Origin of the sequence: Cryobacterium algoritolerans (genome assembly GCF_004402785.1) — a bacterium.
GTDB lineage: Bacteria > Actinomycetota > Actinomycetes > Actinomycetales > Microbacteriaceae > Cryobacterium > Cryobacterium algoritolerans.
In genome coordinates this window covers 300,117-314,400 of the sequence record NZ_SOFP01000046.1, presented here as the reverse complement: position 1 = coordinate 314,400, position 14,284 = coordinate 300,117, and the positions used below count along the sequence as shown (strand labels likewise).

10 protein-coding genes are annotated in these 14,284 nt (G+C 67.6%); all 10 read right to left on the bottom strand.

What is annotated here, in order from left to right:
* Nucleotides 1-252: 252 nt before the first annotated feature.
* Nucleotides 253-1,698: a pyruvate kinase gene (pyk, locus tag E3O19_RS09980; protein WP_134567168.1), complete on the bottom strand. Its 1,446-nt coding sequence runs from the start codon at nt 1,696-1,698 to the stop codon at nt 253-255.
* A 110-nt stretch (nt 1,699-1,808) separates the two neighbouring features.
* Nucleotides 1,809-3,266, bottom strand: coding sequence for a glutamate synthase subunit beta (locus E3O19_RS09975; RefSeq protein ID WP_134567166.1), 1,458 nt, complete (start codon nt 3,264-3,266; stop codon nt 1,809-1,811).
* Nucleotides 3,259-7,836 (bottom strand): glutamate synthase large subunit, encoded by a 4,578-nt coding sequence (gltB, locus tag E3O19_RS09970; RefSeq protein WP_134567164.1) that lies wholly within the window; start codon nt 7,834-7,836, stop codon nt 3,259-3,261. The genes E3O19_RS09975 and gltB overlap by 8 nt, the downstream gene beginning before the upstream one ends.
* Before the next feature lie 116 nt (nt 7,837-7,952).
* Complete coding sequence (gene lgt / locus E3O19_RS09965) at nt 7,953-8,930, bottom strand: prolipoprotein diacylglyceryl transferase (protein ID WP_241981297.1); 978 nt, start codon at nt 8,928-8,930, stop codon at nt 7,953-7,955.
* Nucleotides 8,931-9,035: 105 nt separating this feature from the next.
* Entirely contained in the window at nt 9,036-9,845 is an 810-nt protein-coding gene (gene trpA / locus E3O19_RS09960; protein WP_134567162.1) for a tryptophan synthase subunit alpha, read from the bottom strand.
* Nucleotides 9,842-11,053 (bottom strand): tryptophan synthase subunit beta, encoded by a 1,212-nt coding sequence (trpB, locus tag E3O19_RS09955; protein WP_134567160.1) that lies wholly within the window; start codon nt 11,051-11,053, stop codon nt 9,842-9,844. The genes trpA and trpB overlap by 4 nt, the downstream gene beginning before the upstream one ends.
* Before the next feature lie 2 nt (nt 11,054-11,055).
* On the bottom strand, nt 11,056-11,826 hold the full coding sequence (trpC, locus tag E3O19_RS09950; RefSeq protein ID WP_134567158.1) for an indole-3-glycerol phosphate synthase TrpC: 771 nt from the start codon (nt 11,824-11,826) through the stop codon (nt 11,056-11,058).
* Nucleotides 11,827-11,830: 4 nt separating this feature from the next.
* On the bottom strand, nt 11,831-12,058 hold the full coding sequence (locus E3O19_RS09945) for a DUF6704 family protein (RefSeq protein ID WP_134567156.1): 228 nt from the start codon (nt 12,056-12,058) through the stop codon (nt 11,831-11,833).
* Nucleotides 12,059-12,117: 59 nt separating this feature from the next.
* Nucleotides 12,118-12,744 (bottom strand): Trp biosynthesis-associated membrane protein, encoded by a 627-nt coding sequence (locus E3O19_RS09940; protein WP_134567154.1) that lies wholly within the window; start codon nt 12,742-12,744, stop codon nt 12,118-12,120.
* Entirely contained in the window at nt 12,745-14,283 is a 1,539-nt protein-coding gene (locus tag E3O19_RS09935) for an anthranilate synthase component I (protein WP_134567152.1), read from the bottom strand. It lies immediately after the preceding gene.
* Between the last annotated feature and the right edge of the window lies 1 nt (nt 14,284).

The window sequence follows — 14,284 nt, the reverse complement described above, 5'->3', positions numbered from 1 at the left end:
GGGCGTTTTCTGCACTCTCGCGGCCGGGTGGGGGCACGGTGGTGAGGTGGGGGCACGGTGGGGGCACGGTGGGGGCACGGTGGGGGCACGGTGGGGGCACGGTGGGGGCACGGTGGGGGCACGAGGGGGGCACGGTGGGGGCACGAGGGGGGCACGGTGGGGGCACGAGGGGGGCACGGTGGGGGCACGAGGGGGGCACGAGGAAGCCCCGCCGCCCGGCTCAGCCGGGCGGCGGGGCTTCCTCGGAACGAACTAGTTCTTGGCGTAGGCCGGGTGAACCTCGTTGTGCGCATCGCCGACGCGGTGCACACGGATGTCGTTCGTGGAGCCTGCGATTCCGGGAGGGGATCCGCTGATCACGACGACCTTGTCACCGAGCTGGGCCAGGCCCTGGCTGAGCAGGATGTCATCGACCTGTCCGAACATGGCGTCAGTGTGGGTGACCCGGTCGACCAGGTACGTCTGGATGCCCCAGGTGAGGGCAAGGCGACGACGGATGCCGGGCTCCGGGGTGAAGGCCAGCATCGGGATCTTCGAACGCAGGCGAGACATCCGCCTGGCCGAGTCGCCCGACTCGGTGAAGATGCAGAGGAACTTCGCGTCGACGAACTCGGCAACCTCGATGGCGGCGAGGGTGATCGCCCCACCCTGGGTGTGCGGCTTGTTCGTCAGCGGAGCAATGCGCTCCAGACCGTGGTCCTCCGTCGACGCCACAATGCGCGCCATGGTCTGGACCGTGACGACGGGGTATTCGCCGACGCTGGTCTCGCCGCTGAGCATGACCGCGTCAGCACCGTCGAGCACGGCGTTGGCCACGTCGGACGTTTCGGCGCGTGTGGGCACCGGGCTGTGGATCATGGATTCCAGCATCTGGGTGGCCACGATGACCGGCTTGGCCATGCGACGAGCGAGCTCAACCGCCTGCTTCTGCACGATCGGCACGGCCTCGAGAGGCAGTTCGACGCCCAGGTCGCCACGGGCGACCATGATGGCGTCGAACGCGTCGACGATGCCTTCGAGGTTCTCGACGGCCTGCGGCTTCTCGATCTTCGCGATCACGGGGACGCGGCGGCCTTCTTCAGCCATGATCTCGTGCACGCGGGTGATGTCGGCGGCGTCGCGCACGAACGACAGAGCGATCAGGTCTGTTCCCAGCCGGAGACCCCAGCGCAGGTCGGCCTCGTCCTTTTCGGACAGGGCCGGCACGTTGACGGCGACGCCGGGAAGGTTGATGCCCTTGTTGTTCGAGACGGGGCCCGCGACGATGACCTTGGTGGTCACGACGGTGCCGTTCGTGACAACGACCTCGACCTTGACCTTGCCGTCGTCGATGAGGAGGAAGTCGCCCGCCTTGACGTCCTGGGGAAGTCCCTTGTAGGTGGTGCCGGAGAGTTCCCGGGTACCGAGGACCTCTTCGGTGGTGATCTTAAAGATGTCGCCGACGGCCAGTTCGTAAGGGCCGCCTTCAAACTTACCGAGACGGATCTTCGGTCCCTGCAGGTCGACCATGACGGCAACCGCACGGCCGGAGTCATTCGCCGCCTTGCGAACATTCGCGTAAACGCTTTCGTGGACTTGGTAGTCTCCGTGGCTGAGGTTCATCCGGCAGACATCGACGCCCGCATCGATGAGCGCTCGAATTTGATCGTAGCTGGATGCTGCCGGCCCGAGGGTGGCGACGATTTTGGCGCGTCTCATACTGAAAATTCTCCGATTTCCGCGCCTTTTCGGCGCTGTGGTGCTTTCGTGGGGGCAGAGACCACGGGGTGGTGAGTCTCTTGGGTGGGGATCACTTGGTTACGGACCAATCAGATTACGAAGGCATGGTCGGTCGGTTTGACCGGAGCAGGGAGTAGGGTCTCACCTTCGAGGTAACGATCGACGGCGGCTGCCGCAGCCCGGCCTTCGGCGATCGCCCATACGATGAGCGACTGGCCGCGACCGGCGTCTCCGGCAACAAACACTCCCTCGTGACTGGTCTGGTAGTTGCCGTCACGTTCGACATTACTCCGGTCGTCGACCGGCAATTGCAGCTGTGCGGTGAGGTCGCGGGATTCCGGCCCGGTGAAGCCGAGGCACAGAAGCACGAGATCCGCGGGGATCTCCCGCTCGCTGCCCGCCTTGGGCACGCGGCGACCGTCGAGGTACTCGGTCTCGGCGACCCGGATGGCGCGCACCTCGCCTGCGGCGTTCGCCAGGAACTCGATCGTAGACGCGAGGTACTGCCTGCTGCCGCCCTCTTCGTGGGCGCTCGACACCTCGAACAGCGTCGGCGAGAGCGGCCACGGCTGGTGGTCCGGCCGGCTCGTGCCGGGTTGCTTGCCGATCGCGAGGTTGGTGACGGATGCCGCCAGCTGCCGGTGCGCTGTGCCGATGCAGTCCGCGCCGGTGTCGCCGCCGCCGAGCACGACCACGTGCTTGCCCTCCGCGGTGATCTGCCTGTCGACGGCGTCGCCTGCCCCGACCTTGTTCTGCTGGACCAGGTATTCCATCGCGAAGTGAACCCCGGGCAGGTCCCGCCCGGGGATCGGGAGATCACGGGGCACCATGGCGCCGGTGGCGATCACCACGGCGTCGTACCTGGCACGCAGGGCATCCCAGGTGATGTCGACGCCGATGGTGACGCCCGCCCGGAATCTGGTTCCCTCAGCGGTCATCTGCGCCAGGCGCGACTCGAGGTGCTTCTTCTCCATCTTGAAGTCGGGGATGCCGTAGCGCAGCAGCCCGCCGATCCGGTCGTCGCGTTCGAAGACCGCGACGGTGTGCCCGGCGCGCGTGAGCTGCTGCGCCGCAGCAAGCCCGGCCGGGCCGGAGCCGACGACGGCGACGGTCTTACCGGTGAGGCGCCCCGGTGGCTGCGGCTGCACCCAGCCGTTGGCGAACGCCTGGTCAATGATGGACACCTCCACCTGCTTGATCGTGACGGCGGGCTGGCTGATGGCCAGCACGCAGGCGGATTCGCAGGGTGCCGGGCAGAGCCGGCCGGTGAACTCGGGGAAATTGTTCGTCGAGTGCAGGCGTTCGATCGCCTCCCGGCCCTCGTCCCGCCAGGTGAGGTCGTTCCACTCGGGGATCAGGTTCCCGAGGGGGCAACCCTGGTGGCAGAAAGGCACGCCACAGTCCATGCAGCGGCCGGCCTGGCGTTTCAGCTGCGCCGCATCCCCCTGCTCGTACACCTCTTTCCAATCCATCAGGCGCACGGATACTGGACGACGGGCCGGGGTTTCACGCTCCGTGGTCTTGAGGAAGCCCTTCGGATCAGCCATTGGTTACCTCCAGGATGCGGTTCCAGACAACGTCGCCGTCGGGGTCGAGACCCTCGGCGACTGCATTCTGCCTGGTTGCCAGCACGGCCGCGTAGTCACGCGGCAGCACCTTGACGAATGTGGACATGGTGGTTTCGAGGTCGGCGAGCAACCGGGCGGCGAGCGGTGAATCGGTGTGGTCGCGGTGTTGTTCGAGCAGGTCACGAACGATTTCCTGGTCTGCGATGCCGAGCGACGACATGGTCAGTTCCCCGGATTGGAGTGCCTGGAAGTTGACGTTGTCGCTCTGGAGGTCGTAAATGTAGGCAGTTCCACCGCTCATTCCGGCCCCCAGGTTGCGTCCCGTCTCGCCGAGGATCACCGCGAGCCCGCCGGTCATGTACTCGAGGGCGTGGTCGCCGACGCCTTCGACGACGGCGGTCGCACCGGAGTTGCGGACCATGAACCGCTCCCCCACGATGCCACGGATGAACATGCTGCCCTGGGTCGCGCCGTAGCCGATCACGTTCCCGGCGATCACGTTCTGCTCCGCGGGGAAGAGGCTGCGCCGGTCGGGGCGCACGATGATCTGCCCACCGGAGAGGCCCTTTCCGACGTAGTCGTTCGAGTCGCCCTCGAGCCGCAGGGTGATACCGCTCGGCAGGAACGCCCCGAGGGACTGGCCGGCGGATCCGATCAGGGTGACGTCGATCGAACCGGCCGGGAGACCCTGTTCGCCGTGGCGCACCGTCACCTCGTGGCCGAGCATCGTTCCGACCGCCCGTTCGGTGTTGCGGATGGGCAGCCGGATGGCGATCCTGCCGCCGTGGTCGAGCACGCTGGCGCTCCGGCGGATGAGCTCGTTGTCGAAATGCAGTTCCAGCTCGTGCTCCTGCGGGCGGCCGGACTGCCTCGGTTCCCCGGCGGAGAAGTCCGGCCCGACCAGGATCGGCGACAGGTCCAGTCCGGATGCCTTCCAGTGTGTGAGCGCGCCGTCGACGTTGAGGATCTCCCGGTGTCCGATCGCCTCTTCGAGGCTGCGGAAACCAAGGCCGGCGAGGTACTCTCGCACCTCCTGTGCGATGAACTCGAAGAAGTTGATCACGTATTCGGCCTTGCCGGTGAAACGCTTGCGCAACTCGGGGTTCTGGGTGGCCACGCCAACCGGGCAGGTGTCCAGGTGGCAGACGCGCATCATGACGCAGCCCTCGACGATCAGCGGGGCGGTGGCGAAGCCGAACTCTTCGGCTCCGAGCAGCGCGCCGATGACGACGTCTCGGCCGGTTTTGAGTTGTCCGTCAACCTGCAGCACCACCCGGTCCCGCATGCCGTTGAGCATCAGCGTCTGCTGGGTCTCGGCGAGGCCTAGTTCCCAGGGGGTTCCGGCGTGCTTGAGCGAGTTCAGCGGGCTGGCGCCCGTGCCGCCGTCGTGGCCGGAAATCAGGATCACATCGGAAAGCGCCTTGGCGACGCCGGCCGCGACCGCGCCGATGCCGGATTGGCTGACCAGTTTGGTGTGGATCCGCGCCTTGGGATTGGCCCGTTTGAGGTCGAAGATCAACTGTTTGAGGTCTTCGATCGAGTAGATGTCGTGGTGCGGCGGCGGCGAGATCAGGCCGACTCCCGCGGTAGCGTGGCGGGTGCGGGCGATCCACGGGTACACCTTCGTCGGCGGCAGCTGGCCGCCCTCGCCCGGCTTGGCACCCTGGGCGAGTTTGATCTGGATGTCGTCGGCGTGCGACAGGTACATGCTGGTCACGCCGAACCGGCCGGACGCGACCTGCTTCACGGCGCTGCGCCGCTCGGGGTCGATCAGTCGATCGAGGTCCTCGCCGCCCTCGCCGGTGTTGGATTTGCCGCCGAGGCGGTTCATCGCGATGGCGAGCGTCTCGTGAGCCTCAGGCGAGATGGAACCGTAGCTCATCGCGCCGGTGGCGAACCGCTTGACGATCGACTCGATCGACTCAACCTCGTCCAGGGGAACGGGGTGGCGCTTGCCGGTGTCGAATGTGAACATGCCGCGCAGTGTCATCAGGCTTTCGGCCTGGTCGTCGACGAGTTTCGTGTACTCGCGGAAGATGTCGTAGCGGCGGTTGCGGGTGGAGTGCTGGAGACGGAAGATGGTCTCCGGGTTGAACAGGTGGGGTGAGCCATCCCTGCGCCACTGGTACTCGCCTCCCGTGTTCAGGCGTTCGTGCGCGGTGACGGCGGCATCCTCCGGGTAGGCGGAAGCGTGGCGGGCCTCGTTCTCCGCGGCGATGACGTCGATACCAACCCCGCCGAGCTTGCTGGTGGTGCCGGTGAAATACTGGTCGATGAACTCCTGGCTGAGCCCCACGGCCTCGAATGTCTGGGCGCCGGCGTAGGAGGACACCGTGGAGATGCCCATCTTCGACATGATCTTGAGCACCCCCTTGCCGAGGGCCTTGATCACGTTACGCACGGCCTGTTCCGGCGTGCCGGAGGTGAGGTATCCGCTGCGGACGAGGTCCTCGCAGGTCTCCATCGCCAGGTACGGGTTGACCGCCGAAGCTCCGTAACCGATCAGGAGCGCAACGTGGTGCACCTCCCGAACGTCGCCGGCCTCGACGACGATGCCGACCTTCATCCTGTTCTCGGTGCGGATCAGGTGGTGGTGCACGGCGGCGATCATCAAGAGGGAGGGGATCGGGGCGAAGTCCTTGTTGGAGTCACGGTCGGAGAGCACGATGAACATCGCGCCGGCTTCGATGGCCGCGTCGGCCTCCACGCACATCTCGGCGATCCTGGTCGACAGGGCGTCCGGCCCATCATCGAACCGGTAGAGACCCCGGATGGTGGTGGTCGTGCGGCTGCCGGGGGCGGTGTCGATGTGCTGGATTTTGGCCAGCTCGTCGTTGTCGATGACCGGGAAGTCAAGGACGACCTGCCTGGCGTGCTCCGGCCCGGCCGAGAGCAGGTTGCGCTCGGGGCCGAGCCCGAGCTTGAGCGAGGTGACGACCTCTTCCCGGATCGAGTCGAGCGGCGGGTTCGTCACCTGCGCGAACTGCTGGGTGAAGTAGTCGAAGATGAGCCTCGGCCGATCGCTGAGCACGGCGATCGGGGTGTCGGAACCCATCGCTCCGAGCGGTTCAGCGCCGGTGCGTGCCATCGGGGCGAGCAGCACCCGCACCTCTTCCTCGGTGTAGCCGAAGGTGCGCTGGCGGCGGACGACGGATGCCGGTGGGTGCACGATGTGCTCCCGCTCGGGCAGGTCCTTGAGGTTGATCCGTCCCGCGTCGAGCCAAGTACCCCACGGCTCACTGGCGGCCAGGTCAGCCTTGATCTCGTCGTCCTCGATCAGGCGGCCGGCGACGGTGTCGACGAGGAACATCTTGCCGGGACGGAGACGGCCCTTGCGCACGACGCGGCTCGGGTCGATGTCAAGCACGCCGATCTCGCTGGCCAGCACGACGAGTCCGTCGTCGGTGATCAGGTAACGGCCGGGGCGCAGCCCGTTCCGGTCGAGGGTGGCACCGACGAGGGATCCGTCGGTGAAGACGATGGCGGCGGGTCCATCCCACGGTTCCATCAACATCGAGTGGTACTCGTAGAACGCGCGGCGTTCCTCGTCGAGGTCGGTCTGGTTTTCCCAGGCCTCGGGCACCATCATCATCACGGCGTGCGGGAGGGAACGCCCGGTCAGGCTGAGCAGTTCGACGACCTCGTCGAAAGAGGCGGAGTCGCTGCCGCCCGGGGTGACGATGGGCAGCAGTGGGGCCAGGTCGCCGAGCAGCTCGGATTCGAGTTGGGACTGGCGTGCCTGCATCCAGTTGCGGTTGCCCTGCACGGTATTGATCTCGCCGTTGTGCGCGATCATCCGGAACGGCTGGGCGAGAGGCCAGGACGGGAACGTGTTCGTGGAGTACCGGGAGTGCACCAGTGCGAGCTTGGACACGAACCCAGGGTCGGAAAGGTCCGGGTAGAACGGTTCCAGTTGGAGGGTGGTGACCATGCCCTTGTAGACCATGGTCCGGCAGGACAGCGAGGCAAAGTAGATCTCCAGTTCGCGTTCGGCACGCTTGCGCAACCGCACCGCCTGGCGGTCCAGGGCGATGTCGCCGACGGACAACCCGGTGTCGTCGGTGCGGTCGCTCTGCACGAAGAGCTGCTGGATGGCGGGCATCGCCGCCCTGGCCAGGTTCCCGACCTCGTCCGGTCGCACCGGAACCTCACGCCAGCCGAGGATCGTGAGCCCTTCTTCGCGCACGATCCGCGCGATCTCGCGCTTGATCGTGCTGCGGGAGGTCGGGTCGGTCGGCAGGAAGACGTTTCCCACGGCGTAACGGCCGGCCTCGGGGAGGGTGAAGTCCGTGACGGTGCGGAGGAAAACGTCGGGGATCTGGGTGATGATGCCGGCGCCGTCGCCGGTTCCGGCATCCGAGCCCACCGCGCCGCGGTGTTCGAGGTTGCGGAGCGCGTCGAGGGCGAGCGTGATGATGTCGTGGCCTGCCGTGCCGCGCAGCGTTGCAACCATGGCGAGGCCGCACGCATCACGTTCGTCGGCAGGGTTGTACAACCCTTGGGGCTTCGGCACGCTGCTGAAGCGCGAGAAGAGGGGGGTGTGCGGCATGGGACCGTCCTCACGAAGTGACTGGCAAGTGGGGACGACGCTGGCCCGCTGAAAGTGATCATGTGCGCGGCGGCCCGTGGTACCGGGTGACAAGCCGTAGCGGGTTTTCCCTGGGGCTAGAGGCGCGAGTTGCTGGTGCTTGTGGCTGCAACATCGCCTGATCCGGTCGGTCCGACGGCGTCATCACCGTGATCCTCGGTATCCGAATCAAACTCATCAGATTCTACCTCAGCATCGGGTCCCTTCCACTCGCGGCCGGGCCGGTAGGCGCTGACCGGGGTGCCGGTGTGGCGCCGACTCTGAACAATGAGGAGGACCAGGCCGATCAGGATTGCGGCGTAGGCGGCCCAGACATTGGTGCGGATTCCGAAATAGAATTCGCTCGGGTCGACCCGGATCGACTCGAAGAAGCTGCGTCCGAAGCCATACCAGACCAGGTACACGCCGAAGGCCTTGCCCCAGCGCAGGGTGAGCCGGCGTTCGAGCAATAGGATCACGGCCACGCCGATGACGTTCCAGATCATCTCGTAGAGGAAGGTGGGGTGGAACAGTGTGCCAACCGGCAGGCCGACCGGGTACGCCGGGTTGCCGGTTTCGATCTGGAGACCCCAGGGCAGGGTGGTCGGCAGACCGAACAACTCGTGGTTGAACCAGTTGCCGAGCCGTCCCATCGCCTGGGCGACGAGCATGCCGGGAGCCAGCGCATCCGCGAAGGCCCAGAAGCGGATGCCGGACAGGCGGCAGCCGATGTACGCTCCGACGGCGCCGCCGAGCAGCGCCCCGAAGATGGCGTTGCCGCCCTCCCAGATGTACAGGGTGCGGAGCAGATCGGCGCCCGGGTAGAAGTAGTCGCCCGGGTGGGTCAGCACGTGGTAGATCCGTGCCCCGACGATGCCGAGCGGGACGGCCCAGAGGATGATGTCCAGCACCACGCCCGGTTCGCCGCCTCGGCTGGTCAGGCGACGCGAGGTCAGCACGGTGGCGGCAATGATCCCGGCCAGGATGCAGAGTGCGTAGGCGTGGATCCGGAACGGTCCAACGTCGAAGAAACTCCACTCCGGGCTGGGGCTCGGGATGCTCAGCAGAAAAGACACCTGGTATTACCTTTCATCGTGACGAGGTCACTCCGGGTTGGCCGGAACCGGGGGTCGGCCGACAAAACTGTCGAGGCGCCGAACGACCGCCTCGGTCAACATACCTCAGACTGCGGGGCGGATGTCCCTGGCACCGGCGGCAAGGTCGCGGGCGAGGGCTGCAACCATTGGGACTCCACCGTCGCCGAGCGCCCTCACCAGCGCCGAGCCGACGATGGCGCCGTCCGCGTAGCCGAGGATCTCCCGCACCTGGCTGGGGGTGGAAATGCCCAGTCCGACACAGGCGCTCGTCGAACCGACCGCGCGCAGCCGGTCAATGAGCACCCGGGCCGCCGAGTCGACGTCGCTTCGGGCGCCGGTGATCCCCATGGTGGACACGGCGTAGACGAAACCGCGGCTCGCCTTGACCGCCTGCTCCAGCCGGTCGTCGGATGAGGACGGTGCGGCGAGGAAGACACGGTCGAGGCCCGCGCGGTCGCTTGCGGCGAACCAGTCGGCCGCGTCGTCGGGGACCAGGTCGGGGGTGATCAGGCCTGCGCCGCCGGCGAGGTGGAGGTCGTCGGCGAACCGCTCGACGCCGTACTGCACGATCGGGTTCCAGTAGGTCATCACCAGCACCGGGGCATCAACCTGGGAGGTGATCGCCGCGACGGCCTCGATGCCATGGCGGAGCCGGAAGCCATTGGCGAGCGCCTGCTGGGTGGCCGCCTGGATGACCGGGCCATCCATGACCGGGTCGGAGTACGGCAGACCCAGTTCGAGAATGTCCACACCACCGGCGACCAGGGCGACCGCCGCGTCGATGCTCTCGGACAGGGTCGGGAACCCGACCGGCAGGTAGCCGATCAGGGCGCCACCGCCCTGTTGCCGCCGCAGGGTGATGGTGGATTCGACCGTGCTCACCGTCGTCGTCATAGCTGTGCCGCACCCTTGTCGAGCAGGTCGAAGTATCGTCCCGCGGTTTCCATGTCCTTGTCGCCGCGGCCGGAGAGGTTGACCAGGATGGTGGCGTCCGATCCGAGCCGCTTGCCCAGGTCGAGGGTGCCGGCGAGAGCGTGTGCCGATTCGATGGCCGGGATGATCCCCTCGGTGATGCTGAGCAGCCGCAGGGCGCTCATCGCCTCCGCGTCGGTGATCGGCAGGTAGGTCGCCCGGCCGATACTGGCCAGCCACGAGTGCTCCGGTCCGACGCCCGGGTAGTCGAGGCCGGCGGAGATCGAGTGCGACTCGACGGTCTGGCCGTCCTCGTCCTGGAGCAGGAAGCTGCGGGCGCCGTGCAGGATGCCCGGGCGCCCCTTGGTGATCGTCGCCGCGTGCCGGAGGGTCTCCGCTCCGTCGCCGCCGGCCTCGTAACCGTAGAGGGCCACGTCGGCGTCGTCGAGGAACGCGTGGAAGATGCCCATCGCGTTGGAGCCCCCGCCCACGCACGCCGTGACGGCGTCGGGGAGGCGCCCGGTCAGGTCGAGGACCTGCTGGCGGGCCTCCTCGCCGATGATCTTCTGGAAGTCACGCACCATCGCCGGGAACGGGTGCGGGCCGGCGACGGTCCCGAAGATGTAATTGGTGTTCTCGACGTTGGTCACCCAGTCGCGCATGGCGTCGTTGATGGCGTCCTTGAGCGTGCGGGACCCGGTCGTGACCGGCACGACCTCCGCGCCGAGCAGCCGCATCCTGGCCACGTTGAGGGCCTGGCGTTCAGTGTCGACCTCGCCCATGTAGACGACGCAGTCCAGCCCGAACAGGGCTGCGGCGGTTGCCGTGGCCACGCCGTGCTGGCCGGCCCCGGTCTCCGCGATCACCCGGGTCTTGCCGATGCGCCTGGTCAGCAGGGCCTGCCCGAGGACGTTGTTGATCTTGTGCGAGCCGGTGTGGTTGAGGTCTTCGCGCTTCAGGATGACCCGGGCGCAGCCGGCGTGCGCGGCGAACCTGGGCACCTCGGTAATGATGGACGGACGCCCCGTGTAGGTGCGGTGCAGCTCCATCAGCTCAGCGGCGAAGGCCGGGTCTGATCGGGCGAGGGTGTACTCGTTGGTGAGTTCGTCGAGCGCCGCCACGAGGGACTCCGGAACGAATCGTCCGCCGAAATCCCCGAAGTACGGGCCTGCTTCTGCTTTGAGGGACATGTCTATACCGCCAGAAATTCGGTGAGTGTGCGGATGGGGTCGCTCGTGACGAGCGCTTCGCCGACGAGCACGATGTCGGCACCGGCGGCACGGTAATGCGCGACATCCGCCGCCGTCTTGACGGCGGATTCGGCGACCCGGACCACGCCGGACGGGATCCGATCGGCCAACCGGCCGAACAGGTCCTGGTCGAGGGCGAAGCTGGACAGGTCGCGGGCGTTCACCCCGACGAGGCTGGCCCCGACATCGAGGGCGCGGTCGACCTCGTCGGCGCTGTGCGTTTCGACGAGGGCGGTCATACCGAGTTCACGCACCAGGTCGTGCAGCGAGACCAGGCTGGCCTGGTCGAGGGCCGCGACGATGAGCAGCACGAGGTCGGCGCCCGCGGCGCGGGCCTCGAGCACCTGGTACGGGTCACCGATGAAGTCCTTCCGGAGCACCGGCACCGACACTGCCGAGCGGACCTGTTCGAGGTCGGCCATCGAGCCGAGGAAACGGCGTCCCTCGGTCAGCACGCTGATGGCGCTGGCGCCGCCGAACTCGTAGGACACGGCCAGGGCGGCCGGGTCGCGGATCTCGGCGATGGTGCCGCGGGACGGGCTTGCCCGCTTCACCTCGGCGATGATCTTCACCCGATCCGCCGGGGCGAGCGCGGACAGGGCGTCGATGGCCGGCGGGCGCGCAAGGGCAGCCGCCTGGACGACGGCGTACGGGCGATTCTGACGGCGCAGGTCCGCGTCGGCGATCGCCCCGGCTAGCAGCTCGGAAAGCACTCGGCTAGTGGACTTCGTGATGCGTGGCGTCGGCTACGCCGTAGCCCACCTTGGACAGCACCCAGCCAACGGCGAGACCGACAACGAGCAGCGCCACGGAGGCCCAGACAAGCCAGGGCTGCGCGAGGAAGAACGCCACGGTGCCGATGGTGATGGCCAGCAGCATGATGGTGACGGCGGTCCAGGCCGCAATGGAATGGCCTTCGCCAGGGTCTACCGACTCGAAGCTCATGGATCTCCTTTTGTGCGTTGACGTGCAGGTCAAGTCTAGCGGCCTGACGGCCACCGTCTTTAGCGACGAGCTGTCGGGTCCTCACCGCGGGTGAGGCCGTCCCAATCGTCGACGGCGTCGCTGGACGGATCGTTGGACGTACCGCTCGAGTGGGCTGCGGCATCCGCGGCTTCGAACCGCACGGCCTGGTACCTCGAGCCGGTGCCGGGCCAGCGGCGGGCGGTCACGAGGATGAGCGCACCGGCCGCGGCCATTGCGAAGCCGGCAACGAGGGCCAGGTAGGGCCACGGCGTGGAGACAGAGGCGACGACCCCGTCGGTGACGGATTCCTTGCCGGCGATCCCGGTCGCCGCGGTGACCAGGGCGGCGCTGGCCCGGGCAGGGTCGCCCAGCGCGAGCGCGGCGGCGAGGCCGACCGAAAAACCGAGCAGGATTTCGAGCAGGCCCAGGACGACGCGGATGACGGGGCCTGCGATGGTCAGCGCGCCGGCGAGGGCCACCCCGGCCAGGGCGAGCGCGGTCAGACCGGGCGCGGCAGTCGAACCGGTCACCTCCAGGGTTTTCGGAGCCGCGCCGGGTTGCAGGGCGTCGGCGGTGATCCAGACCTGGCTCCAGGCCAGAAGGGCCAGGCCGCTGGTTGCGAGTACCAGCAGGATGACAGCGAGCTTGAGTCGGCGAGCGGTCACTCAGCGCACCCGCTTCATGGCGTTGGCCACGGCCACGGCGCGCAGCGGGGCGGCCGCCTTGTTCTGCGACTCCTGGTATTCGGATGCCGGGTCGGAGTCGGCGACGAGGCCGCCCCCGGATTGCACCCTGGCGACGCCGTTCATGATGGTGGCCGTTCGGATTGCGATGGCGAGGTCCGCGTCCCCGGCGAAGCCGAAGTAGCCGACCACTCCCCCGTAGACACCGCGTTGGGTGGGTTCCAGTTCGTCGATGATCGCCAAGGCGCTGGGTTTCGGTGCGCCGGACAGGGTGCCGGCAGGGAAGGTCGCCCGGAACACGTCGATGGCAGTCTTGCCGGGCAGGAGGTTGCCCTCCACCGACGAGACGAGGTGCATGATGTGGCTGAACCGTTCGATCCGCATGAACTCGGTGACCTCCACCGAGCCGGCCGCACACACCTTGAGCAGGTCGTTCCGGGCAAGGTCGACCAGCATGAGGTGCTCGGCTCGTTCCTTGGGATCGCCGACGAGTTCCGTTTCGAAGTCGGCGTCGGTTTCCGGGGTGGTTCCCCGGGGCTTGGACCCGGCGATCGGGTGGGTGAAGACCCGGTCCTGCTGCACCTTGACCAGGGCCTCCGGCGAGGAGCCGACGATCCAGTATGGTTCGCCGGTCGTGGACTCGAGGCTGAGGAGGTACATGTACGGGCTGGGGTTGAGGCTGCGGAGCACCCGGTAGACGTCGATCGGGTCGGCAGTGCAGGCCTGGTCGAAGCGTTGGGAGATGACGACCTGGAAGATGTCACCGTCGACGATGCGCTGTTTGGCGACCTCCACCGAGGCGAGGAAGTCGGCGCGGGTGGTGCGCATCTCCGGCGCGGGTACGCTCGACAGGTCGACCTCGGCGAGCCAGGCCTCCGACGGCGCGGCGAGCCGGGCCTGGAGGGAGTCGAGCCGGGCCTGGGCGCTCGCCCAGAGGTCAGCCGGGGTGTCCGTTCCGTCGTTGAGCACGTTCGCGATCAGCTGCACGGTGCCGTACCTGTGGTCGATCGCAACGAGGTCCGCGACGAAGCTGAACGCCTCGCCTGGTACGTCGTAGTCGGCCGGCGGCCTGCCAGGCAGCCGCTCGATCTGGCGGATGGCCTCCCAGCCGATGAAGCCGACCAGGCCGCCGGTGAGCGGCGGGTGACCGGGAAGGCATGGCGTCTGCCAGCGTTCGAAGAGGGCGGACAGTGCCGCCAGCGGGCCCAAACCGGCCGCGCCGCCGAGCGCACGGTCGGCGCCCACTCCGTAGTCGATCCACCGGGTGTCGTCACCCTGTTGGGTCAGTACGCCGAAGGAGGACACTCCGACGAAGGAGAACCGCGACCAGATCCCGCCCTGTTCAGCCGACTCGAGCAGGAAGCTGCCCGGCGCCCCGGCGGCGAGCTTGCGGTAGATGCCGACCGGGGTCTCCCCGTCGGCGAAGAGTTCACGGATGACCGGGATGACGCGGTGCTCTGGGCCGAGCGCGCCGAACTGTTCGGCGGTGGTCGTCCCGGCCGTGGTCTCGTCGACCGCCACG